The sequence below is a fragment of the Nocardioides eburneus genome (assembly GCF_040838215.1).
Taxonomy (GTDB): Bacteria; Actinomycetota; Actinomycetes; order Propionibacteriales; family Nocardioidaceae; genus Nocardioides; species Nocardioides eburneus.
Window position 1 is genome coordinate 79,115 of sequence record NZ_JBFPJR010000015.1, and the last position, 24,178, is coordinate 103,292.

General features: G+C 71.6%; 20 protein-coding genes. 5 read left to right on the plus strand and 15 right to left on the minus strand.

All coding sequences use genetic code 11. The features are described from left to right. Positions 1–9 precede the first annotated feature (9 nt). Together AB3X52_RS10565 and AB3X52_RS10570 are read left to right on the plus strand one after the other, a co-directional pair. Entirely contained in the window at positions 10–279 is a 270-nt protein-coding gene (locus AB3X52_RS10565; RefSeq protein WP_367994020.1) for a DUF2277 domain-containing protein, read from the plus strand. Next, positions 276–1,124, plus strand: coding sequence for a Sir2 family NAD-dependent protein deacetylase (locus AB3X52_RS10570; protein WP_367994022.1), 849 nt, complete (start codon positions 276–278; stop codon positions 1,122–1,124). Before AB3X52_RS10565 ends, AB3X52_RS10570 begins: the two co-directional genes overlap by 4 nt. 7 nt (positions 1,125–1,131) lie before the next feature. Here AB3X52_RS10570 and AB3X52_RS10575 read toward each other — a convergent pair whose 3' ends face one another. Next, positions 1,132–1,818: an iron-dependent transcriptional repressor DtxR gene (locus AB3X52_RS10575; protein ID WP_367994024.1), complete on the minus strand. Its 687-nt coding sequence runs from the start codon at positions 1,816–1,818 to the stop codon at positions 1,132–1,134. Between the two features lie 22 nt (positions 1,819–1,840). Between AB3X52_RS10575 and AB3X52_RS10580 the strand changes: the two genes are divergently transcribed. Beyond that, the gene (locus AB3X52_RS10580; RefSeq protein WP_367994026.1) at positions 1,841–3,670 is read left to right on the plus strand and encodes a glycoside hydrolase family 13 protein; all 1,830 of its coding nucleotides are present in this window, start codon (positions 1,841–1,843) and stop codon (positions 3,668–3,670) included. Positions 3,671–3,676: 6 nt separating this feature from the next. Here the strand turns inward: AB3X52_RS10580 and AB3X52_RS10585 are convergent, their stop codons facing one another. From AB3X52_RS10585 to pdxH, 7 genes are all read right to left on the minus strand, one after another. Further along, positions 3,677–4,117, minus strand: coding sequence for a MarR family winged helix-turn-helix transcriptional regulator (locus AB3X52_RS10585; RefSeq protein ID WP_367994028.1), 441 nt, complete (start codon positions 4,115–4,117; stop codon positions 3,677–3,679). Next, positions 4,114–5,754 (minus strand): MFS transporter, encoded by a 1,641-nt coding sequence (locus AB3X52_RS10590; protein ID WP_367994030.1) that lies wholly within the window; start codon positions 5,752–5,754, stop codon positions 4,114–4,116. The genes AB3X52_RS10585 and AB3X52_RS10590 overlap by 4 nt, the downstream gene beginning before the upstream one ends. A gap of 532 nt (positions 5,755–6,286) precedes the next feature. After that, positions 6,287–8,329, minus strand: coding sequence for an ABC transporter ATP-binding protein (locus AB3X52_RS10595; protein WP_367994031.1), 2,043 nt, complete (start codon positions 8,327–8,329; stop codon positions 6,287–6,289). Continuing rightward, positions 8,326–10,071 carry an ABC transporter ATP-binding protein gene (locus AB3X52_RS10600; protein WP_367994032.1) on the minus strand — a complete coding sequence of 582 codons (1,746 nt, stop codon included), beginning with the start codon at positions 10,069–10,071 and terminating at the stop codon, positions 8,326–8,328. Before AB3X52_RS10600 ends, AB3X52_RS10595 begins: the two co-directional genes overlap by 4 nt. Continuing rightward, positions 10,071–10,688 carry a TetR/AcrR family transcriptional regulator gene (locus AB3X52_RS10605; RefSeq protein ID WP_367994033.1) on the minus strand — a complete coding sequence of 206 codons (618 nt, stop codon included), beginning with the start codon at positions 10,686–10,688 and terminating at the stop codon, positions 10,071–10,073. The genes AB3X52_RS10600 and AB3X52_RS10605 overlap by 1 nt, the downstream gene beginning before the upstream one ends. A gap of 169 nt (positions 10,689–10,857) precedes the next feature. Beyond that, positions 10,858–12,861 carry a beta-galactosidase gene (locus tag AB3X52_RS10610; RefSeq protein WP_367994034.1) on the minus strand — a complete coding sequence of 668 codons (2,004 nt, stop codon included), beginning with the start codon at positions 12,859–12,861 and terminating at the stop codon, positions 10,858–10,860. A gap of 29 nt (positions 12,862–12,890) precedes the next feature. Further along, a complete protein-coding gene (gene pdxH / locus AB3X52_RS10615; protein ID WP_367994035.1) occupies positions 12,891–13,547 on the minus strand; it encodes a pyridoxamine 5'-phosphate oxidase in 657 nt (218 codons plus the stop codon). A 67-nt stretch (positions 13,548–13,614) separates the two neighbouring features. Between pdxH and AB3X52_RS10620 the strand changes: the two genes are divergently transcribed. Beyond that, complete coding sequence (locus tag AB3X52_RS10620; protein WP_367994036.1) at positions 13,615–14,718, plus strand: citrate synthase 2; 1,104 nt, start codon at positions 13,615–13,617, stop codon at positions 14,716–14,718. Positions 14,719–14,909: 191 nt separating this feature from the next. Next, positions 14,910–16,025 (plus strand): phosphoserine transaminase, encoded by a 1,116-nt coding sequence (serC, locus tag AB3X52_RS10625; protein WP_367994037.1) that lies wholly within the window; start codon positions 14,910–14,912, stop codon positions 16,023–16,025. A 73-nt stretch (positions 16,026–16,098) separates the two neighbouring features. Here serC and AB3X52_RS10630 read toward each other — a convergent pair whose 3' ends face one another. The 7 genes from AB3X52_RS10630 to AB3X52_RS10660 form a co-directional block, all read right to left on the minus strand. Further along, complete coding sequence (locus AB3X52_RS10630; RefSeq protein ID WP_367994038.1) at positions 16,099–16,590, minus strand: O-acetyl-ADP-ribose deacetylase; 492 nt, start codon at positions 16,588–16,590, stop codon at positions 16,099–16,101. Positions 16,591–16,607: 17 nt separating this feature from the next. Further along, the gene (locus AB3X52_RS10635; protein ID WP_367994039.1) at positions 16,608–17,615 is read right to left on the minus strand and encodes a DNA topoisomerase IB; all 1,008 of its coding nucleotides are present in this window, start codon (positions 17,613–17,615) and stop codon (positions 16,608–16,610) included. Positions 17,616–17,700: 85 nt separating this feature from the next. Further along, on the minus strand, positions 17,701–18,693 hold the full coding sequence (locus AB3X52_RS10640) for a hypothetical protein (RefSeq protein ID WP_367994040.1): 993 nt from the start codon (positions 18,691–18,693) through the stop codon (positions 17,701–17,703). Beyond that, entirely contained in the window at positions 18,690–19,907 is a 1,218-nt protein-coding gene (locus tag AB3X52_RS10645; RefSeq protein WP_367994041.1) for a class I SAM-dependent methyltransferase, read from the minus strand. Before AB3X52_RS10645 ends, AB3X52_RS10640 begins: the two co-directional genes overlap by 4 nt. Before the next feature lie 157 nt (positions 19,908–20,064). Beyond that, positions 20,065–20,625 (minus strand): Uma2 family endonuclease, encoded by a 561-nt coding sequence (locus tag AB3X52_RS10650; protein ID WP_367994042.1) that lies wholly within the window; start codon positions 20,623–20,625, stop codon positions 20,065–20,067. A gap of 170 nt (positions 20,626–20,795) precedes the next feature. Continuing rightward, positions 20,796–23,627 (minus strand): FAD-binding and (Fe-S)-binding domain-containing protein, encoded by a 2,832-nt coding sequence (locus tag AB3X52_RS10655; protein WP_367994043.1) that lies wholly within the window; start codon positions 23,625–23,627, stop codon positions 20,796–20,798. 79 nt (positions 23,628–23,706) lie between these two features. Further along, positions 23,707–24,178: NUDIX hydrolase (locus AB3X52_RS10660; protein ID WP_367994044.1), on the minus strand; the 472-nt coding region annotated here is incomplete at its 5' end.

A 24,178-nucleotide genomic window follows, 5' to 3' on the forward strand; every position in this document is an offset into this window, starting at 1 on the left:
CGTAAAGGCATGTGCCGCAACATCCGCCCGCTCCACAACTTCGAGCCCCCGGCCACGACCGACGAGGTGACGGCGGCGGCGCTGCAGTATGTCCGCAAGGTCAGCGGCACCACCCGGCCCTCCCAGGCCAACCAGGCGGCCTTCGAGCGGGCCGTCGCCGAGATCGCCCACGTGACGCAGCACCTGCTCGACGACCTCGTGAGCACCGCGCCGAAGAAGAGCCGTGAGGTGGAGGCCGCCAAGGCCCGGGCGCGCGCTGAAGCGCGCTACGCCCGATGACGGCGCCGCCGGTCGAGCGGGCCGATGAGGCGTACGACGCCGCGCTCGCGCTGCTCACGCGACGGCCCCTCGTGGTGCTGACCGGCGCCGGCCTGTCGACCGACTCCGGTATCCCCGACTATCGCGGGCCTGGGAGCCCGAACCGCCAGCCGATGACCTACCAGGAGTTCGTCTCGGGTCCGGCGGCGCGCCAGCGCTACTGGGCCCGCAGCCACGTCGGCTGGGGCCGGATGACGGCGGCGGAGCCGAACGAGGGCCACCGCGCACTGGCCGCGATCGATCCCGACCTGCTCATCACGCAGAACGTCGACGGGCTCCACGAGGCCGCCGGGTCGCGACGGGTCGTCGACCTGCACGGCCGGATCGACGAGGTCGTCTGCCTGGCGTGCCGCACGGTCAGCCGACGCGCCGATCTCCATCGTCGGCTCGAGGAGCTCAACCCGGGCTGGGTCGCGGCCCACGCCGACGTGGAGGTCCGCCCCGACGGCGACGTGGCGCTCGAGGAGACCGCCGGCTTCGTGGTCCCCGACTGTGACGTGTGCGGCGGCATCCTGAAGCCGCACGTCGTGTTCTTCGGGGAGAACGTCCCGAAGGACCGAGTCGAGCGGAGCTATGCCGCCGTCGACCGGCTGCGGGAGAACGGCGGCGCCCTCCTCGTCGCCGGCAGCAGCCTCGCGGTCATGAGCGGCCTGAGGTTCGTACGCCGCGCCGCCAAGGCCGCGACGCCGGTCGTCATCGTCAACCGCGGCACGACCCGGGGCGACGAGCTGGCGACGTACACGCTCTGGAGCGGGACGAGCGAGTTCCTCACCGACCTCGCCGCGGCGAGACGCGACGGGCGGTAGGTCCGGGTCACATCCGGCGGACGAAGATGTGGTCGGCCGCCTCGGGGACGATCTCGGCGGTCTCGCCGGAGGAGCCGAGCAGGACGCCGTCGGGCGTGGCCTGGACGGCGACGGTCTTGTCCGGCAGTGCGCCGACACGCCGCAGCGCGCTCATCAGGGTCTCGTCCTTCTGCATCTCCTCGGAGATGCGCCGGACGAGGACCGTACCCTTCTCGGTCATCGCCGCCTTCGACAGCGGCTCGACGCCCGTCATGAAGTCCTCCTCGGCGGCGTCACCACCGAGCTCGCCGAGGCCCGGGATCGGGTTGCCGTACGGCGACTCGGTCGGGTGGTCGAGCAGGGCCAGCAGCCGCCTCTCGACCGTCTCGGACATGACGTGCTCCCAGCGGCACGCCTCCTCGTGCACGAGCTCCCAGTCGAGCCCGATGACGTCGGTGAGGAGGCGCTCGGCGAGGCGGTGCTTGCGCATCACCCGGGTAGCCAGTCGGAGGCCCTCGTCGGTGAGCTGCAGGTGGCGGTCGCCCTCGACGGTCAGGAGCCCGTCGCGCTCCATCCGCGCGACGGTCTGCGACACGGTCGGACCACTCTGGTGCAGCCGCTCGGCGATCCGCGCGCGCAGCGGCACGATCCCCTCCTCGACCAGCTCATAGATGGTCCGGAGGTACATCTCGGTGGTGTCGATCAGGTCGCTCACACCCACATTCTAGGGTGAAGGGATGAGCCTCCCCGATCCCGCGGAGCGCACCCCCGCCGTGCCTGTGTTCGACAGCACGTCCGACGGCACTCGCCCGGACTGGTGGCGCGAGGCGGTGACCTACCAGGTCTACGTCCGCAGCTTCGCCGACGGCGACGGCGATGGGATCGGCGACCTGCCCGGCATCACGTCGCGGCTGCCCTATCTCCGGGACCTGGGTGTCGACGCCGTGTGGCTGACGCCGTTCTACACCTCGCCGCAGAAGGACCACGGGTACGACGTCGCGGACTACACCGACGTGGACCCGCTGTTCGGGCGGCTGACCGACGCCGATGCCCTCGTCGCCGAGGCGCACCGGCTCGGCCTCCGTGTCATCGTCGACCTGGTGCCCAACCACACCTCGTCGGCGCATCCGTGGTTCCGGGCGGCGCTGGCCGCCGCGCCCGGGAGCCCGGAGCGGGCCCGCTACCTCTTCCGCGACGGGCGCGGCCCGCACGGCGCCGAGCCGCCCAACAACTGGCGCTCGGTCTTCGGCGGACCGGCCTGGACGCGCGTGGACGAGCCCGATGGCACACCACAGGGTGGCAGCGTGGCGGCGGAAGGCGACGTCGCCGCGGGCGGCAGCGTGGCGGCGGAGCCCACCGGCGCAAGATCCGGCGAGCACGACAGCGTGGCCGCGGAGCCGACACGCTCGCCCCAGAGAACGGCGCAATGGTTCTTGCACCTCTTCGACTCCTCACAGCCCGACCTCGACTGGCGCAACCCCGAGGTCGAGGCGATGTTCGAGGGCGTGCTGCGGTTCTGGCTCGACCGCGGCGTCGACGGCTTCCGGATCGACGTGGCCCACGGGCTGGTCAAGGAGGCGTCGCTGCGCGACCAGATCGTCTCGGAGGCCGAGTCGCCCGGGGAGGCGCCGTCGCCCGCGCAGAACGACGAGCCTCACGCGATGGTCGAGCGGACCGCGAAGGACGAGCCGATGTGGGACCAGCCGGAGGTCCATGACATCTACCGCTCCTGGCGGCGGCTGCTCGACTCCTACTCCACCGACGGCCACGACCGGATGCTGGTGGCCGAGGCGTGGACGCAGACCCCGGAGTCGCTGGCCCGCTATGTCCGCCCCGACGAGATGCAGCAGGCGTTCAACTTCGCCTGGCTGCTCGCCGACTGGTCGGCGAAGGAGTTCGAGGAGGTCGTCCGCGGCACCCTCGAAGCCCTGGCCCCGGTCGGCGCCTCCCCCACCTGGGTCCTCTCGAACCACGACGTCGTCCGTCATCCGACGAGGTACGGCGGCGGTCGGGTCGGACTCGACCGGGCTCGCGCCGCGACCCTCGCGATGCTGGGCCTGCCCGGCTCGGCCTACCTCTACCAGGGCGAGGAGCTCGGCCTCGAGCAGGTCGACGTCCCCGACCACGCCCGCGAGGACCCCGCCTGGCTCCGCACCCGCCACACCCAGACGCCGGACCCGGGCAGGGACGGGTGCCGGGTCCCGCTGCCCTGGTCGGGGACCACGCCGCCGTACGGCTTCAGCGCGGTGGCCGGCCAGCCGTGGCTACCCCAGCCGGCCGCGTGGGCCGCCCTCACCGTCGAGGCCCAGACGGGTGCGCCGGCCTCGACGCTGGAGTTCTACCGCAGGGCGCTGGCCGCCCGGCGTACCCATGCCCTGAGCGCCGGCGACGAGGTCGAGCTGCTCGACCTCGGGGAGGACCTCTTCGCCTTCCGCCGCGGGCCGCTCACGGTCGTGCTCAACGCCGGCGAGGAGACGACGAGGCTCCCCGCTCGCGACGTCCTGATCGCGAGCGGGGAGCTCGAGGCGGGTGCCCTCCCGCCGAACACCTGCGTGTGGCTCGGGTGACCGGGCTCAGGTGAGCGCGTCGTTGTAGCGGCCGAGCTGGGCGGCGAGCTCGGCGAGCTCGGTGGCGCTCCAGCCCTTGAGCCGTTCCTGCACCCAGGCTCGGCGCTGGTCGTCGGCCTCCCGCAGCCGGCGTACGGCGTCCGGGCTGGCGGACATGAGCGCGGCGCGCCCGTCGGCCGGGTCGGGTGCACGGTCGATCAGACCCAGCTCGCAGAGGTGCTGGAGCGTGCGGCTGACTGCGCCCTTGTCGACGTGGAACTCCTCGACCAGTGCGCTCGACCGCACGGGCCCGTGCTCGGCGATCCAGATGAGCATGTGGAAGGCACCCGGCTGGAGGTCGGGGTGCACGCACGCCGCGCGGTCGGCGATCACGCGCTTGATCCGACGGAGCAGGACGCCGACCTCACCCTCGAGGTCGTGCAGGGCGGCTGCCCGGGTCTGGCTCATGACCGCACACGCTCGCTGAGCTCTCCGAGCTCGAGCTCGACGGCGACCTCGGGGTCGATCCGCTCGTCGCTGAGGTCCTTGAGCGAGGTGCGCAGACGCTGCTCCTTGATGAAGAGGATGCAGACCAGCGCGGCCAGGGCGAACGGCGCGGCGATGAGGAACAGGTGGCCGGTCGCGGCTCCGAAGGCCGACTCGAAGGCGGCCCGCAGATGGTCGGGCATGGTGCTGACCTCCGGAACACCGCCGCTCGCCATCTTCGCCAGTGCGCTCTGGTCCGCGGGGGTCAGCTGCTTGGCGGCCGCAAGGACGTCGACGTGGTGGAGGAAGCCGCTGGTCGTCTGGCTGTTGAGCACCGCGCCAAGCGCGGAGACGCCGATCGCGCCGCCCATCGAGCGGAAGAACGAGACGACCGCCGTGGCCGCGCCGACGGCCTCCTGCTTGGCGTTGTTCTGAACGGCCAGGACGAGATTCTGGTTGGTCGCCCCCAGCCCCATGCCGAGCAGGATCATGAACAGACCGATCCAGAGCTTGCCGGTCTCACCGTCGATGGTGCCGAGGAGGCCCAGCCCGACGACGACGAGGACGCCACCGGAGATGAGCCACTTCCGCCAGCGGCCGGTCTTGGTGATCATGCGCCCGACCACGATGCTGGAGAAGGAGAGCCCGCCGACCATGAAGATCGACATCAGGCCGGCCTTCGTCGGCGACAGGCCCCGCGACTGCTGGAAGTACTCCGAGGTGTAGTAGGTCGCGCCCATCATGGCGAAGCCGATGAAGATCGAGGCGGTCGTGGAGAGGGCGACCGTGCGGTCCTTGAAGAGCGGCAGCGGGATGATCGGCTCGCGGGCCACTGTGGCCTCGACGAAGATCGCGATGGCGAGCAGGACGAGCCCGCCGACGACCATGGCGCCGGTCTGCCACGACCCCCACGCGAACTGCTGGCCGGCGAGGCTGACCCAGATGAGGAGCACGGAGACGCCGGCGACGATGAAGAACGCGCCGAGGTAGTCGATGTGGACCTCACGCTTGATGGTCGGCACGTGCAGGGTCCGCTGAAGCAGGAGGAACGCGATCACGGCGATCGGCGCGCCGACGTAGAAGCAGCCGCGCCAGCCGACGCTCGAGTCGACGATCACGCCGCCGATGAGCGGGCCGAGCACGGTCGCGAGCGCGAAGGTCGCGCCGATGTAGCCGGAGTACTTCCCCCGCTCGCGCGGGCTGACGATCGAGGCCATCACGATCTGGACCATCGCCATGACACCGCCGACGCCGACGCCTTGCACCGCGCGGGAGCCGATCAGCATTCCCATCGACGGGCTCAGACCTGCCACCAGCGAGGCGGCGACATAGATGCCGAGGGCGAGCTGCATGAGGAGCTTCTTGGAGAACAGGTCGGCGAGCTTGCCCCAGATCGGGGTCGACGCCGTCATGGTCAGCAGCGTCGACGCAGCGACCCAGGTGTAGCCGGTCTGGGTGCCGTGGAGCTCGGCGACGATGCGCGGGAGCGCGTTGGAGACGATCGTGCTGGACATGATCGCGACGAACATCGCGAGCATGAGGCCCGACATGGCCTGCAGGATCTCGCGGTGACTCATCGGCGCCCGCTCGTCCGGCAGCGTGGTGGAGAGGTTGGCCATGTGACTCGATTCAGGGATGCAAAGACTGGTTGTTGCGGTCAACTATATCGCCAATTGGTTGACGGCAACAACTTTCCCCCGATGCGGTCTGCCTCACATCGCGCCGCAATGAAGCGACCCGCAGGCGTGGTCCGGGAGGACCGCACCGGGGGACGTGCCCGGTTCGCCTGCGGGTCGGGTGAGCTGCGATGTCCTTCTCGCCGAGCGTGTCGCAAACGGGCTTCGCCCGTGCCGCTTCGCGGCGGGCGCCACGCTGCCGCCAGAGGATTCGCCAGCAGCGTCAGGGGTGGCTCCACCCCTCCTCAGCACTGCCGGGGCTGCAAGGTGCTTCGCACCTGGCTCCCGCGCTCGCGCAGCGCTTCGAGCTCGTGCCTCACTCGGCGCTGGCGCTCGCGTGGTCGCCTAGCGAGCAGCCACCTCACGCGTCCGATCAGAATTCATTCCTCGGATCACCTCCTTTCCCGTGTGCCACCACGGTAGGCCGGGCCGCACGGTCGGCCAACGGATTTTCGCCGAGCAGCCGGTGCCGCACTCAGGCGACCTCCTCCGCCTCGATCGGGGCGGAGAACTGCGACCGGTAGAGCCGGGCGTAGGCGCCGTCGGCGGCGAGCAGCTCGGCGTGGGTGCCCTGCTCCACGATCGAGCCGGCTTCCATGACGAGGATGAGGTCCGCGTCGCGGATCGTCGAGAGCCGGTGGGCGATGACGAAGCTGGTCCGGTCGGTGCGCAGCGCCGCCATCGCGTGCTGGAGCAGCAGCTCGGTCCGGGTGTCGACCGAGGAGGTCGCCTCGTCGAGGATCAGCAGGTCCGGCTCGGCGAGGAACGCGCGCGCGATCGTGACGAGTTGCCGCTCCCCCGCGGAGAGCTGGCCGCCGTCACCGGTGATGACGGTGTCGTAGCCGTCCGGCAGGGAGTGGACGAAGCGGTCGACGAAGGTCGCCCGCGCCGCCTCGAGGATCTCCTCCTCCGTCGCGCCGGGCCGACCGTAGGCGATGTTGTCGCGGATCGTGCCCTCGAAGAGCCAGGTGTCCTGCAGCACCATGCCCGTGCGCGCACGCAGTGCCGCGCGCGGCATGTCGGTGATGTCCACCCCGTCGAGCAGGATGCGACCGCCGCGGAGCTCGTAGAACCGCATGACGAGGTTGACCAGCGTGGTCTTGCCGGCGCCCGTGGGCCCGACGATGGCCACGGTCTGCCCCGGCCGCGCGACGAGGGAGAGGTCCTCGATGAGCGGCTTGTCGGCGTCGTACCGGAATGTGACGTGCTCGAAGCGGACCTCGCCCGCCATCTGCGCCGACTCGGCACCGGCTGCTCCGTCGAGTCGGCGTCCATGCACGCCGGCTCGGTCCGGGACCTGTTCCTCCGCGTCGAGCAGCTCGAAGACGCGCTCGGCGGAGGCGACCCCGGACTGCAGCAGGTTCATCATCGACGCGACGGTGGTGAGCGGCTGGGTGAACTGGCGGGAGTACTGGATGAAGGCCTGCAGGTCACCGAGCGAGAGCTGGCCGTTCGCGACGCGGAGACAGCCCACGACGGCCACGGCGACGAAGTTGAGGTTCCCGACGAACATCATCAGCGGCATGATGAGCCCGCTGATGAACTGCGCCTTGAAGGCCGCGTCGTAGAGGCCCGTGTTCTGCTCGTCGAAGGTCCGCTCGACCTCCTGCTGCCGACCGAAGACCGTCACCAGGTCCTGGCCGGAGAAGGTCTCCTCGATGTGCGCGTTGAGCGCGCCCGTACGCCGCCACTGCGTCACGAACTGCCCCTGCGACCGCTTCATGACCTGACCGCTGATCACCATCGCGATCGGCACCGACACGAGCGCGATCAGCGCCAGGAGCGGGCTGATCCACAGCATCATCGCGAGCACCGAGACGACGGTCAGCAGCGAGGTGAGGAGCTGGCTCATCGTCTGCTGCAGCGTCTGGCTGATGTTGTCGATGTCGTTGGTGACGCGCGAGAGCAGCTCGCCGCGCGGCTGCCGGTCGAAGTACTCCAACGGCAGCCGGTGGACCTTCGCCTCGACGTCCGAGCGCAGCCGGCGGACCGTCCCCTGGACGACGCCGTTGAGGACGAACCCCTGGAGCCAGGCGAGGAGCGAGCCGGCGAGATAGACCACGAGGACGAGCAGCAGCGCGTTCCGCAGGGCTGCGAAGTCGACGCCATGCCCGGGCACGACGTGGTCCATGCCTGCGAGCATGTCGGCGAGCTGGCCGTGGTCGTGCTGGCGCAGCCACTCCTCCGCCTGACCGGTCGTCATCCCCTCTGGCAGCTGCTTGCCGAAGGAGCCCTCGAAGATCAGGTTGGTCGCGTGGCCGAGCAGGCGCGGCCCCAGCGTCGTGAGGACGACGCTGCCGATCGCGAGGACGAGCACGGCGAGCACCTGGAGACGGTACGGCGCCATGCGTCGCACCAGGCGGCGCGCCGACGGGCCGAACTGCATCGCCTTCTGGCCGACCATCGCGCCGCCCATCGGGCCACGGCCGGGGCCGCCGCCGGTCTGCTGGATGCGCTCGGTCTCCTTCATCGTGCCAGGCTTCTGCGCGGCGCTCCGGCCGCTCTCGGACTGGCTCATGCTGCCTCCTCCGCGCTGAGCTGGGACGCGACGATCTCCTGGTAGGTCTCGTTGTCGGCGAGCAGCTCCTCGTGGGTGCCGGCGCCGACCACGACGCCGTCCTCGAGCACGACGATCAGGTCGGCGTCGCGGATCGTGGAGACGCGCTGGGCGACGACCACGACCGTGGCATCGGCGGTCTCGGGGCGCAGCGCCGCCCGGAGACGGGCGTCCGTCGCGACGTCGAGCGCCGAGAAGGAGTCGTCGAAGAGGTAGATCTCGGGCCGGCGTACGAGGGCGCGCGCGATCGCGAGCCGCTGCCGCTGGCCACCGGAGACGTTCGTGCCGCCCTGCGCGATCGGGGCGTCCAGACCGCGGGCCCCCTCGGTGCCCATCGTCTCGACGAAGTCGCGCGCTTGGGCGATCTCGAGCGCGTGCCAGAGCTCCTCGTCGGTGGCGTCCGGCTTGCCGTGGAGCAGGTTCGAGCGGACCGTGCCGGTGAAGAGGAACGCCTTCTGCGGGACCAGCCCGAGCCGCGCGTGGAGCGCGTCCGGGTCGAGCTCGCGGACGTCGACCCCGTCGACCAGCACGCGCCCGGCCGTCGCGTCGAAGAGCCGCGGCACCAGGTTGAGGAGCGTGCTCTTCCCTGCGCCCGTCGAGCCGATGATCGCCACCGTCTGCCCCGGCCGCGCCCGGAACGACACGTCCCGGAGCACGGGCTGCTCGGCACCGGGATAGGTGAACCCGACCCGCTCGAGGTCGAGATGGCCACGCACCGGCAGGTCCCGGACGCCGTACGCCGGCGGGACGACGCTCGACTCGGTGTCGAGCACCTCGGCGATGCGGTCGGCGCAGACGGCGCTGCGCGGGACCTGCATCAGCATGAAGGTCCCCATCATCACGCTCATGAGGATCTGCAGCAGGTAGGAGAGGAACGCCGTGAGCGGACCGACCAGCATCTGGCCGGAGTCGACCCGGTGACCGCCGAACCAGATGACCGCGACGCTGGACACGTTGACGACGAGCATGACCAGCGGGAACAGCGTGGCGAGCCATCGCCCGGCCGCCAGGGAGACCGCGGTCAGGTCGTCGTTCGCGCGGCCGAAGCGGTCGCTCTCGACCTTCTCCCGCACGAAGGCGCGCACCACGCGGATTCCGGTGATCTGCTCGCGCAGGACCCGGTTGACCACGTCGATCCGCTTCTGCACGAGCCGGAAGTTGGGGACGAGCCGCCACACGACCAGACTGACGCAGCACACCAGAACGGGGACGACGACGAGCAGCAGCCAGGACAGGTGGACATCCTGGTGCAGCGCCATCAGCGCGCTGCCGACCATCATGATCGGGACGGTCGCCGCGAGCGTGCAGCTGAGGTAGGCCAGCATCTGCACCTGCTGCACGTCGTTGGTGTTGCGGGTGATGAGCGACGGGGCGCCGAAGCGAGCGACCTCCCGGCCGCTGAACGAGCCGACCCGGTGGAACACGGCGGCGCGCAGGTCACGCCCGAACGCCATCGCCGTGCGGGCGGAGAACCACACCGAGCCCAGCGAGCACACGATCTGGAGCAGGCTGACGGCGAGCATGACACCGCCGATGCGGACGATGTAGTCCGTGTCCCCCGTGGAGACACCGTGGTCGATGATGTCGGCGTTGAGGTTGGGCAGGTAGAGCATCGCCGCGGTCGAGAGGAACTGGAGCGCGACGATGGCCGCCAACAGGCGTCGGTAGGGGCGGAGGTACTCCCGCAGGAGTCTCAGCAGCATCAGTGGTCGTCCTTCCGCAGGATGCCGGAGAGCAGGATGTCGATGACGTCGTCGGTGGACAGGGGCTGCTGGCCCCGGTTGAGCCCGGGCATCCACGTGCCGACGGTGAGGCTGCGCAGCACGAGCGCGGCCTTGCGCGGAGGCAGCCTCAGCTCCTCCGCGTGAGGCGTGAAGAGCAGATCGGTGAGGTTGTCGACGAGCGCCTTGTTGGCCTCGAGGAGGAAGGTCGGCGGACCCGACGCCGGCTGATGAGGCTCGTTCAGCAGCGCGGAGCGGACCGCCATCAGCACGAGCAGGCTCTCCTGCAACCGGGCGGCGAGGCGGTCGATGACGTGACGGAGCTTGCTCGGCAGGTCGGGCAGCGCCGCGAGCTCCCGCGCCATCTGCTCCTGGGCACCGGGCGGGTTCACGGACGCCTCGGCGACCGCGTGGAACAGCTCGCGCTTGTCGGCGAACACCCGAAAGATGGTGCCTTCCGCGATGCCGGCCGCCTCCGCGATCAGGCGCGTCGTCACCGCGCTGCCGTGCTCGATGAGGAGCGGCCGGGTGGCGGCGACGATCGCCGCGCGGCGCTCCTCGGGGGCGAGCGGGGTTGCTCGGGTCCGACGGGTCTCCACGTCGACCCAGCCTAAGTGAGTGAGCACTCACTCACAAGCGGATTCGCGAAGTGTCACCGTGACCCTTTGCGCGTCGGGTGACAGTTACGAAGTGTCTCCCGTGGCGCCAACTGTCACGGTGACACTTTGGCGGCGGTGTGCGCTCGACCCCGGCGCCCGCGCCTGCCGCTCAGGACTCGCGGATGACGGCGACGTCCCCGGCCTTGACCAGGTGGGGCGCGCCGTCGTTGCCGTTGAGCAGGTCGACGCCGTCGACCGGCAGGATCACGGCCTCGTGGGTGTGGTTGACGACGAAGAGGTACGACGCCTGCTCGCCGACCCGGCGGACAGCCTCGACGCCCTCGGGCAGCCCGGCAGTGACCGGCTCGACGTCGGCGAGGACCTCCTCGGCCAGCTCCGCGAGTGACTCGGCGGTCAGCTCGGTGCCGACGTACCACGCCGTGCCCTCCCCCACCGCGTGCCGGGTGATCGCCGGTGACCCGGCGCAGGGGCCGACGGCGTACGTCGCCCAGGCCTCGGCGCCGGTGGTGCGGCCGAGCTCGCTCCAGATCCGGCCCTCCCCGGTGCGCGTGAGCGCGACGTGCTCACCCTCGAGGAGCGGGTGGAACTCCTCGATCCGGACGCCGAGCAGGTCGCGGAGCGCCCCGGGATAGCCCCCGAGCCGGACCTGGTCGTGCTCGTCGACGATGCCGGAGAAGTAGGTGACGACCAGGGTGCCGCCGGCCTCGGCGAAGGCCCGCAGCCGTGCGACGGTCGGGTCGTCGAGGAGGTACTGCACCGGGAGCACCACGACGCGGTAGCCGTCGAGCGGGTCGGTCGTGCCGACGACGTCGACGCCGATGTTGCGCGACCAGCAGACGTGGTGCCAGGCACGCGCGGTCCGGAGCGGGTCGACGTCGACCGAGGGGTGGGAGTCGTGGGTCGCGGCCCACCACGACGGCCAGTCGAAGAGGAGCGCCACCGACGCCGGCTCGACGCGCGTCCCGGCGACCTCGGCGATCGCGGCGACGTCCTCGCCGAGCCGGACGACGTCGCGCCAGAGCCGGCTGTCGGTGCCGGCGTGGGGCACCATCGCGGAGTGGAACTTCTCCGCACCGCCGCGGGAGGCACGCCACTGGAAGAACATCGCGCCGTCGGCGCCACGGGCGAGGTGCTGGAAGGAGTTGCGCCGCATCTCCCCGGGGGACTTCGCGAGGTTGCGCGGCTGCCAGTTGACCGCCGACGTGGAGTGCTCCATCAGCAGCCACGGTCGCCCGCCCGCGAGCGATCGCAGCAGATCGGCCGTCATCGCGAGGTGCTGGGTGCGGTCCGGCTCGGCCGCGATCAGGTAGTGGTCGTTGGAGACGACGTAGTCGTCGATGCCGTGGTCGGCCGCCCAGGAGCGGTAGTCCAACGGCTTGAAGAAGCCCATGAAGTTGGTGGTCAGCGGCTTGTCGGAGTGGGACCGGACCGCCGCCGCCTCAGCGCGGAAGAGGTCCAACTGGGCGTCGGAGGAGAACCGCCACCAGTCGAGCTGCTGGCCGGGGTTGGCGAAGGAGTTGTAGGAGACCTCCCGCGGCGGCTGAAGCTGCTCCCACGCGGTGTAGCGCTGACTCCAGAACGCCGTCGCCCAGGCTGCGTTGAGGGCGTCGAGGGTGCCGTAGCGCGCCTGGAGCCAGTCCCGGAACGCGGCGGCGGACACGTCGCAGTAGCAGTGCCAGTTGTGGTCGGCGTACTCGTTGGAGACGTGCCACATGACGACGGCGGGATGGTCGGCGTACCGCTGGGCCATCACGCCGGCGAGCCGGGTCGCCGCCTCACGGAACGCCGGCGACGAGGCGCAGTAGGCCTGCCGGCTGCCGAACGCCCGTCGTACGCCGGCGCGGTCGACCAAGGCGGCCTCGGGATGCGCCTGGAGGAACCACGGCGGCGGGGAGGCGGTCGCCGTCGCGAGGTCGACGGCGATGCCGCCCTCGTGAAGGAGCGTGAGGACCCGGTCGAGCCAGCCGAGGTCGAACCGACCGGGCTCCGGCTCCAGCAGCGCCCAGGAGAAGATCCCGAGGCTGACCATCGTCACGCCCGCCTCCCGCATCAGCGCGACGTCCTCGGCCCAGACCTCCTCCGGCCACTGCTCGGGGTTGTAGTCGGCGCCGAACGCCAGCCGGCCCCCGAGCGCGGCCGTCACGGCGGCCATCCCCTCGTTTCGGGTCACAGCGTTTCTGGTCACGGCGCGAGCCGCTCGGTCGCCCACCCCGACCGCGCACGGCGGTAGACCAGCCGGTCGTGCATCCGGCCCGGCCGGCCCTGCCAGAACTCGACCACGTCCGGCCGGACGACGTACCCACCCCAGGTCGGCGGCACCGGGACGTCCTGGTCCGCGAAGCGGGCCTCGATCTCGGCGTACGACGCCGCCAACTCGTCCCGGCCGGCGACGGCCGTCGACTGGGGCGACGCCCAGGCTCCGAGCTGGGAGCCGCGCGGACGGGTGGCGAAGTAGGCGTCCACGTCGGGACGCGGCAGCGGCTGCGCGACGCCCTCGATCCGCACCTGCCGCTCCAGCGGATGCCAGGGGAAGAGCAGCGCGCACCGCGGCTCGGCGGCGAGGTCGTGGCCCTTGCGGGAGCCGAGGTTGGTGAAGAAGCGGAAGCCGTCGGCACCGACGCCCTTGAGCAGCACCATCCGCGACGACGGCGCGCCCGCGGCCGAGACCGTGGCCACCACCATCGCGTTGGGCTCGTGGATCCCGGCGTCGCGCGCCTCGGCGTACCACCGCCCGAACATCGTGATCGGGTCCGGCGCCAGGTCGGCCTCGGTGAGGCCGCCGCGGGTGTAGTTCTCGCGGGCTGCCGCGAGCTCCTCGGTCAGCGTGACCTGCTCCATGCCCCGACCCTACTGACGCGCGAGGTGGTGCAGAATGCCGGACGACGAATGACGAGAAGGAGCAGGGATGACCGAGGTACACCACGGACTCGAGGGCGTCGTCGCGTTCGAGACCGAGATCGCCGAGCCCGACAAGGAAGGCTCCGCCCTCCGCTATCGCGGAGTGGACATCGAGGACATCGTCGGCCGGGTCCCGTTCGAGAACGTCTGGGGGCTGCTGATCGACGGCGCCTACACGCCGGGGCTGCCGCCGGCCGAGGCGTTCAACCTGCCGGTCCACACCGGTGACGTCCGCGTCGACGTGCAGGCCGCCATCGCGATGCTCGCGCCGACGTTCGGCTTCCGCGCGACCTACGACATCACCCCCGAGCAGGCCCGCGAGGACCTCGCCCGCGTCGCGGTCATGGTGCTGTCGTACGCCGGCCAGTCGGCCCGCGGCCTCCACCAGCCGGTCGTGCCCCAGTCGGTCGTCGACGAGGGCCGGACGCTCGCGGAGAAGTTCCTCATCCGCTGGCGCGGCGAGGCCGACCCCAAGCACGCCCACGCGATCGACGCCTACTGGTCGTCGGCCGCCGAGCACGGCATGAACGCCTCCACCTTCACCGCGCGGGTCATCACCTCGACCGGTGCCGACGTCGCTGCCGCCTTCTCCGGCGCCATCGGCGCGATGAGCGGTCCGCTCCACGGCGGCGCCCCCTCCCGCGTGCTCGGCATGATCGAGGAGGTCGAGCAGTCCGGCGACGCCGAGGCCTACGTCAAGGGCCTCCTCGACTCCGGCGAGCGCCTGATGGGCTTCGGCCACCGGGTCTACCGCGCCGAGGACCCGCGGGCACGGGTGCTGCGACGGACGGCCAAGGAGCTCGGCGCACCGCGCTACGAGGTGGCCGAGGCGCTCGAGAAGGCCGCGCTCGCCGAGCTGCGCGCGCGCCGCCCCGACCGGGTGCTCGAGACGAACGTGGAGTTCTGGGCGGCGATCGTCCTCGACTTCGCCCAGGTCCCGGCCCACATGTTCACCTCGATGTTCACCTGTGCGCGCACCGGTGGGTGGTCGGCCCACATCCTCGAGCAGGTCAAGACCGGCCGTCTCATCCGTCCCTCCGCGGTCTACACCGGCCCCGCCGCGCGGCCGGCCGACTCCGTCGAGGGCTGGAACCCGGCCTGGGGCGCCTGAGCATCAGGCCCGGATCACCCTGTGACCCCCGGCGGTAGTCCGGGACGTTCGCGTCGTTCTACTCGCGAGTAACCGACCCGGACGTCCCGGACTACCCCGCCGCTGACCAGACTCCGCTGGACACCCGCAGCGTCGTGAGGGCGGGCCTGGGAGAATGGGCCCGACCGCCGCAGCACGACCCGAGGTGCCCGATGACCCTGCAGATCCCCGCCGACCTCCTGCCCGCCGACGGGCGGTTCGGCTCCGGACCGTCCAAGGTGCCGGCCGGGCGCCTCGAGGCGCTCGCCGCGACCGGGGTCTCGCTCATGGGCACCTCTCACCGGCAGCAGCCGGTCAAGGACCTGGTCCAGCGGGTCCGGTCCGGGCTGGCCGAGCTCTTCGCGCTGCCCGACGGCTATGAGGTCGTCCTCGGCAACGGCGGCTCGGTCGCGTTCTTCGACCTCGTCACCTACGCCCTCGTCCGCGAGCGCAGCCAGCACGCCGTCTTCGGCGAGTTCGGCAAGAAGTTCGCCAAGGCCACGAAGGCCGCGCCGTGGCTGGCCGATCCCGTGATGGTCGAGGCGGCGCCCGGGGCGCTCGCCGTGCCGTCGTACGACGCCGGGGTGGATGTCTACGCCTGGACCCACAACGAGACCTCGACCGGTGTCATGGCGCCGGTCGCGCGTCCGGAGGGCGCCTCGGCCGACCAGCTCACGATCGTCGACGCCACCTCGGCAGCGGGCGGGCTGCCGCTGGACCCCATCCAGGCCGACGTCTACTTCTTCGCGCCGCAGAAGTCGTTCGCCTCCGACGGCGGCCTGTGGCTGGCGCTGCTCTCCCCCGCCGCGCTCGCGCGCGCCGAGGAGATCGCCGCGTCGGGGCGTCACATCCCCTCCTTCTTCGGGTTGACCGCTGCGATCAAGCAGTCGCGCGCCGGGCAGACGGTCAACACCCCGGCGGTCGCGACGCTCTTCCTCATGGCCGAGCAGCTCGACTGGATGAACGCGCAGGGTGGCCTCGCCGGGATGGTCGCGCGCACGACCGCGTCCGCGGAGGCGCTCTACACCTGGGCGGAGAAGTCGGACTACGCCACGCCCTTCGTGCCCGATCCGGCCCACCGCTCGCTCGTGGTCGGGACGGTGGAGCTCGACCCCGCGATCGACAAGGACGCCGTCCGGGCGACGCTGGCCGCCAACGGTGTCGTCGACCTCGACGCCTACCGCGGGATCGGCACCAACCAGCTGCGCATCGCGATGTATCCCTCGGTCGACGCCGCCGACGTCGCCGCGCTGACCGCCTGCCTCGACTGGGTCGTCGAGCGGTTGTGAGTGTCAGCGAGGACCATGGCCCTCGCTGACACTCACAACCCCACGGGACAGGCAGGCGCCGACTCCAAGGCGGTCAATTCTCGAGCTGCACCCGGATGGCGTCGTACGTCGTGCGGCCGAAGGCCACCAGACGGGCCTCCTCGACCGCGGTCGACGCGGAGCGGAAGACCTCGAGCGCTGCCGCGATCGCGTCGTCCTTGGGCCAGCCGTAGACGCCCGCGCTGACGAGCGGGAACGCGACCGAACCGGCGCCGAGCTCGTCGGCCACCTCGAGGGCGCGCACGTAGCACGAGGTGAGCAACTCTCGGCCTCCGACCCCGTGGACCGGCCCCACGACATGGATCACCCAGCGGGCGGGCAGGTCTCCGGCGGTCGTCCAGCCGGCGTCGCCGGTGGCGAGTCCGTCGGGGAACCGGCGTACGCAGTCCGCCAGGATCGCCGGCCCGCCCGCGCGGTGGATGGCACCATCGACCCCTCCGCCCCCACGCATGGCGTTGTTGGCGGCGTTGACGACGGCGTCCACGTCCTGGGTGGTGATGTCACCCTCGATGACGGTGATCTGCATGAGTCCTCCTGGCGGAGTCAGTCCTCTTGGCGGATGAGCCGCAGCGTCGCCCGCTCGAGGGCGGCCTGGCGCTCGTCGACGGTGTCGAACCTACGCCGCGTCGCGTCCGCGATCGTGCGGCCCTCCTCGTACGCCGACACCACCCGTGGATCGACGTAGGAGGTGCGCGCCATCGTCGGGGTATTGCCGAGGAACTCCGCGACCTCGCGCATCGCGGCGCTGATCGCGCGCTTCCGTGAGGCCTTCGACCGGCCGGGCTCCTCGGTCTCCGCCAGCGCGGCCGCCGCCAGCACCGTGGCGTGCCAGGTCCGGAAGTCCTTCGCCGTCGCCTCCGCGCCGGTCGTCTCCCGCACGTAGTCGTTGACCAACTGGGGCAGCATCGCCCGCCAGTGCCGACCCTCGCGGTAGGCGAGCAGGGTCGGGTCGTCCGCACGGCGCCGGCGCATCACGTCGATCGCCTCCGTGACGGTCGCGTCGTCGATCTCGACGTGGTGCTCGACGCCCGACTTGCCGGTGAAGGTGAAGACCAGGCGGTCCTGGCGGCGCCGGACGTGTTGCCGCTGGAGAGTCGTCAGCCCGAACGAGCCGTGCCGGTCGGCGTACACGTCGTTGCCGATCCGGAAGCAGCCGAGGTCGAGCAGGCGTACGGCGACCGCACATGCCCGCTCGAGGGGCATGCCGTCCCGGCCGAGGTCGGCGAGGACCTGCTCCCGGGCCTGCGCCAGCGCCTGGCCGAAGAGTAGGACCCGGTCGAACTTCGCGGCGTCCCGGCGGGTCCGCCAGTCCGGGTGGTAGAGGTACTGTCGCCGCCCCGCGTCATCGGTCCCGACCGCCTGCAGATGACCGTTGTCGTACGGCGTGATCCAGACGTCCGTCCACGCCGGCGGGATCGCCAGTCCCGTGATCCGTTCGACGGCGTCGGGCGGGAGCCGTTCACCGTGCTCGTCGAGGTAGACGAAGCCCCTGCCGGACCGTCGTCGCGTCCAGCCCGGCTGGTCGGGAGAGGTGCGTCGCAGCCGGACCATGCCGCATCAAGTAGCCAATGGGCCGCGGTGTGACACCCAGCGTGCGCCCAGGCGCACGCTGGGTGTCACACCGTCGGCAGGCCGGTCAGCGCGGCCGCAGGGAGCGAAGCAGGACGACGACCGCCGCGGTCCCCACGAGGCCGCCGAGCGCCCAGGGCCACCACGAGCGCCCGGTCCGTTCGTGCGCCGACTGCTCCTGCGCCGGACGGGTGACCGGACTCGCCGCGGCGGGCGCGGGCGACGGACCGGACGACGGGCTGGTCGACGTGAGCGCGGTGCGGACGGCGGCCGGGAGCGGGACGGTGACGACGGCGGAGTGCAGCCCCTCGCTGCTGGCATAGACGGTGCCGTCGGCCGCGACACCGATGCCCTCGCCCTGCGGCTGGGACGGCAGCGGGAAGGACGCGACCTTCGTCATCGCCGGCCAGGTGTAGACGTCCGCGGAGACGTAGCCGCGGACGATCACGTGCCGCCGGTCGGGGAAGAACGCGCCATCGGTCGCGATCGGCAGCACCGGCGCGACGGACCGGAGGCGGTTCGGATGAGCGGTGGAGAGACGGGCCGGCGCGGCGTAGAGCGTGCCGCCCAGCCAGCCCTTGCTGGCGACATAGAGCCGGCCGCTCCCGGGATCGCAGAGCAGCGTCTCGGCGTCGTGGGCTCCGTCCGGGTAGACCAGGTCATAGACCGTCGGCGCCACCGTCCGGTCGCCGCGGCCCACGGGCACCTTCGCGACCCGGACCGTGTCGCGCGCGGAACGGTTGTCGCCGATGTCACCGACCCAGACGTCCCCGTCAGGGGCCAGCGCCAGCGCCTCGACGTCGCGCGCGCTGCCCCAGCGCGTGACGCCGACCGTCCGACCGGACGGATCGACGACGAAGACCCGCCCGGTGTCCCCCGAGTCGTTGGTGGTCGCGAACAGGCCGTCCGGCAGCGCGACGAGCGCGCTGGCCTCGTCGATCCGAGGATCCGCGAAGGTGAAGGCGATGTGCTCGCGGCCGGTCGGGGCGGCGGCCGCCCCGAGGAGGAAGGGCACCACGGCCAGCCCCGCCAGGATCCGCACGACCACCGCCGGGCTCACTGCTGGGGACTCACCCCGAGCAGCTCGCCGAGCTGCGGCCGGACGCCCCAGGCGGTCACCAGGTCGTCGTACTCCTTCCGGACGGCGCCCCCCTTCACGGGGCCGCCGGTACGGACGGCGCGGAGCATGGTGTTGCGCGGGGTGTGCTGGCTCTCGACGAACTCGACGACCTCGACGCGGTAGCCCGCGAGCCGCAGCAGCGACGCGCGCAGCGCGTCGGTGAGGGTGTCGGCGAAGCGCTCGCGGAGGATGCCGTGTCGGGTGAGCATGGCGTACGGCGCCGGGGTCGGCGCCTTGCGCAGCTGCGCCGCGATGTCGTGGTGGCAGCACGGGGCGGCGAGAACGAGCGGCGTCTCCCACTCGACCGCGCGGGCCAGCGCGTCGTCGGTGGCGGTGTCGCAGGCGTGCAATGCGAGGACGACGTCGGGCCGCTCCGCGAGCTGGACGCCCCCGATGGTGCCGACGACGAACTCCGCGTTGATGCCGAGCTCCGCCGCCACCGAGCTGTTGTGATCCCGGGACTGCTGCTTGACGTCGACGCCGGTGACGACGACGGGCAGGTCCTTGACCTCGGTGAGGTAGCGCTGCGCAGCGAAGGTGAGGTAGCCGTTGCCGCAGCCGAGGTCGACGATCCGCAGCGGCTCCTCGGAGGTCGGCGTGCGCAGCTTGCCGGACTTCGAGGCGTCGGTGATCGCCGCGTCGAGCTGGCGCAGGAACTCCTCGACCTGACGGAACTTCGCCTGCCGGCTCGGCTTGAGCCGCCCCTCCTTGTCGGAGAGACCGAGGACCCGGAAGAGCTCGTCATCCTCGGGGAGCAGGCGCTCCTTGGCCTGGTCGTGGGTGCGCGGGGTCGGCGCCGCCTGCTGCTCGGTGGTCGTGACGAACGCGGTGAGCGACGTCTTGGCCTGCACCCTGATCTGCTCGGTCGGCGTGGTCACGGTCCAGTTCGCGAAGGGCAGGTCGAGCAGCGCATCGAGCGCGTCGGTCGACCCGACCGGGTGGTTCGCGGTGAAAGCCTGGGTGGCGTCGTAGGTCGTGATCTGCAGGTGACGGCCTGCCTTGAGGTCGACGTAGCGCAGCTCCGCCCGCCGCCATGGCGGGGTCGTGCCACGCTGCTTGCCGGACGCGACCGCCTTGACCAGCTGGTCGGGGTCGAGGATCACCGAGCGCAGCCGGTTGAGTGCCCGCAGCAGCGGCTCGGACGTACGGCTCATCGGTTGACCACCGAGGCGATGATGACGATCAGGAGCAGGACCACCAACGCCGTCGGGATGATCAGGCGACGGTGGTGGGGATTCACCCCTCGATTCTAGGAGGGCCACCGCGCCCCGTCCGCATCGGCGCTCGCTCGCCGACCTCACGAGTGTCGCCTCAGCTCCCCAGGAGCGCCGAGAGCTCCACCGGGACGCTTCCCCACTCGCCGACACCGACTTCGGCAGCCGGATGTGCGTCGTCCGCGACCGCGACCGTCTCCCAGCGGTCACCGGCGTTCGTCAGGACCTCGATCGTCCGCGCCTGCCGATCCACGACCCAGTACTGCGAGATCCCTGCCTCGAGATACTCCGGTGCCTTCCGAAGAAGATCCTCACGCCTGGTCGAGGGCGAGAGAACCTCGACGACGAGCACGGGGGTTGCCGGCATCAGCCAGTCATCCTCCGACATGGTCTCGGAGTAGGCCGACAGGTCCGGAACCCGCACCCGGTTGCGCGGCAGACGGATCGCGACCTCACCGATGACATCGAGCCCAGGCAGGTGCGCCTCGAAGAGCGCGGTCAACCGAACCTGAGCCCGCCAGCGGCCAGCGACCGGAGGAGGAGACATCACCGCCACCCCGTCGACCCACTCCGCGCGGGTGCCCTCCGGGAGCGCGAGGTAGTCCTCCCACGACATCGGCACGTACCGCAGGCTCGGCTCGGCGGTCTCGGTGACCATGGCTGCTCCTGAGGGTGCTGACACATTCGGGCTCCTTCCCAGTCTCGCCTCTCGCGGGCGTGGAAGGAAGGCTCGCGCAACTCGCCGACCGCCTCGGCCGCCGCCGGCCCGGCCTGTGCATGAGCGGGCCACCGACACCGCCTGTGAAGAGCAGGTGGCCTGAAACAACCTCAGACGCGCGAGGCGAACAGCTCGGCGAGGTGCATCGTCGGCACCGAGGCGAGGTCGTCGAGCTGGACGCGACACGACATGCCGTCGGCGAGGACGACGGCGTCGGGGTGCTCCCGCACGGCGGGAAGCAGGTTCGTCTCCGCGATCGCGACCGAGACCTCGTAGTGCCCTTCCTCGACGCCGAAGTTGCCGGCCAAGCCGCAGCAGCCGGCCACCTTGGTGACGGTGGCGCCGGCCTGCTCGAGGAGCCGTTGGTCGGCGGCCCAGCCGAGGACGGCGCTCTGGTGGCAGTGCGGCTGCGCGACGACCTCGACGCCGTGCAGGTCGGGCAGCGCGAGCCGCCCCTCCCCCACCAGCCGCGTCACCAGCTCGGCGAAGGTGAGCATCTGGTCGGCCACGGTCTTCGCCTCGGGCGCGTCCGTGAGCTCGAGCGAGTCGCTGCGCAGCGTGGCCAGGCAGGACGGCTCCAGCCCGATGACCGGGACACCCGAGGCGACGTACGGCGCCAGCGTCCTCACCGTCCGGTCCATGATCGCCCGGGCCTGGTCGAGCTGTCCCGTCGTGATCCAGGTCAGGCCGCAGCAGGCGTCGTCGGAGATGACCCGGACCGTCAGCCCCTGGCTCTCCAGGAAACGAATCGCAGCGGATCCCGATTGCGGGAAGAAGTGGTCGGTGAACGAGTCCGCCCACACCCAGACGTCGGGCCGCTCGACGGCCGGCGCACCGGCGGCCGCCGCCTTCGCGGAGCGCTTGAGAGTCTTCGTGGCGAAGGTCGGGATCGAGCGCCGCTGGTCGATGCCGGCGGTCCTCTTGGCCAGCCTCGCGACCGGCCCGAGCCTCATCGACGCGTTGGCCATCCCGGCCATCGGGGCCGCCAGACGGGCCCACTTCGGCAGCCGGCCCAGCAGGTAGTGGGAACGCGGACGCCGCTTGGTGGCGCCGGGACCGTCATAGGTCTGGTAGAGCGCCTCGGACTTGTACGTCGCCATGTCGATGCCGGTCGGGCAGTCGGAGGCGCAACCCTTGCAGGCCAGGCACAGGTCGAGCGCCTCGCCGACCGCGTCGTGGCCGAGGCCCCCGACCAGCGACCCGTCCATGGCCTCCTGGAGCACGCGGGCGCGGCCGCGGGTGGAGTCCTTCTCGTCACGGGTGGCGAGATAGGACGGGCACATCACCCCGGTGGTCTTGGGCGCGACACACTTGCCGACCCCGGTGCAGCGGTGGACGGCCGCGCCGAGGTCGCCCCCGTCGTGGATCATCCGCAGGCCCGGGCGTGTGAGCGTCGCACGCGGCCGCACCGGCCGCAGGTCGTCGGTGAGGGAGGCCGGCCGCACGATGTTGCCGGGGTTGAGCAGGTCGTCGGGGTCGCAGACCGTCTTGACCTGCTCGAACAGCCCGATCGAGGTGGCGTCGTACATCATCGGCAGCAGCTCGGAGCGGACCCGGCCGTCGCCGTGCTCGCCGGAGAGCGAGCCGCCGTACTTCTTCAGCGTGGTCGCGCACTGCGTCATGAACTCGCGGAAGACCTGGGCGCTCTCCGGCTTCCCGGCCTCGAACGGGAAGTCGATGCGGCAGTGGATGCACCCGTCGCCGAAGTGGCCGTAGGGATAGCCGTGCAGCCCGTAGGAGCCGAGGATCTCATCGAAGTCGCGCAGCCAGGAGCCGAGGTGCTCGGGCGGGACGGCCGCGTCCTCCCAGCCGGAGTGGGCGGGGGTCGGCAGGCTCACGCCCGCCAGACCGGCGCCGTCCTCGCGGATCCGCCACAGCGCGGCCGCCTCACCGGCATCGGTGACCAGGCGCGACTCCAACGCCCCCGAGACGGCGGCGAGCCGGTCCGTCAGGTCGCGCGCGTCGGCGCCGGCGACCTCGGCGAAGAGCCAGCCGGCCCCCTTCGGGAGGTCGGGCACCGGCTTGCCCTTGGCGCGGACCAGCTCGACGATCCGCGCATCCATCCCCTCGCAGGCGATGAGGCGTCCGGGAGCCGCCGCCAGCAGAGCCGGGACGGCGTCGGCCGCCTCCGCCATCGTCGGGTAGCCCAGCACGAGCAGGAGCCGACCGGGCTCGTCGGTGACGAGCCGCACGGTGGCCTCCAGCACGGTCGCGAGCGTTCCCTCGCTGCCGACCAGGAAGCGCTCGATCCGACCGCCGTTCTCCGGCAGCAGGTGTTCGAGGCTGTAGCCGCTCACCTGCCGCCCGAACCGGCCGAACTCCGTCCGCAGGTGGGCCAGGTTGGCCTGCCCGAGCTGGTGCAGCCGCTCCGCGGTCGCCCCCGCCACGTCGGTCGCGCCGTGAGCGCCGCCGAACGTCGCCTGCTCGCCGTTGCCGAACAGGACGGTCATGGCCTCGACGTTGTCGACGGTCCGCCCGTATCCGAGCGCGCGCGAGCCGCAGGCGTTGTTGCCGATCATCCCGCCGATCGTGCAGCGGGTGTGGGTCGAGGGGTCAGGCCCGAAACGCAGGCCGTACGACGCCGCCGCTCGCTGCAGGTCGGCGTGGACCACCCCCGGCTCGACGGTGGCAGTGCGCGCCTCGGGGTCGATGCTGATGATCCGCTTCAGGTCCCGGGTGTCGACGATGATGCCGGGCCCGACCGCGTTGCCGGCGATCGAGGTGCCTGCGCCGCGCATCGTCACCGGGACGCGCAGCTCACGCGAGGCCGCATGGATCGCCAGGAGCTCCTCGGTGCGCTGCGGGCGCACCACGACCTGCGGAAGGATCCGGTAGAGGCTCGCGTCGCCGGCGTACATCGCCCGCGCGAGAGCCGAGTCGTCGACGCCACCGATCCCGCGCGACCTGAGCTCCGCCGCAACATCCACCGCAGTCACCGTCACGCGGGCGATTCTCCCAGACGCTTCATCCGCGTCGAGCGGCCGTCCCAGACAGGTCGGCCGGGAAGGCCCGCTCGACCCGTCACCGCCGAGCGGCGAGCGCGGCCCGCACCACCGGGAGGACCGGCAGCTCACCGCCGAGCACCCGCGCGACCGGCACCCACGCCACCGCGTCGGTGGTGCCGTCCACCTCGGTGACCTGCGGCTCGGCCCCCGCGGGGACCGTGGCCGCGAAGACGAGGTGGACGCCGTGGAACTCCTCGTGGCGCCCGTTCGGCGCCGTCCCGGTCACCGCGACGTCGTCGACCTCGAGAATCGTCCCCACCTCGCAGTCCAGGCCGCACTCCTCACGCACCTCCCGGACGAGCGCCGCCCGCGGATGCTCCCCGAAGTCGACCCCGCCGCCGGGCAGCGTCCAGGAGCCGGAGTGGAAGCCGCGCGCCGAGATCCTGGTCAGCAGCACCTGCTCCTCCCCCTGCGCGGTGTGCTCCGCAGTCGGCCGGGTGATGAGTGCGTACGCCGCCAACCGCTGCATCCGCGCCGGCCGGTGCCCC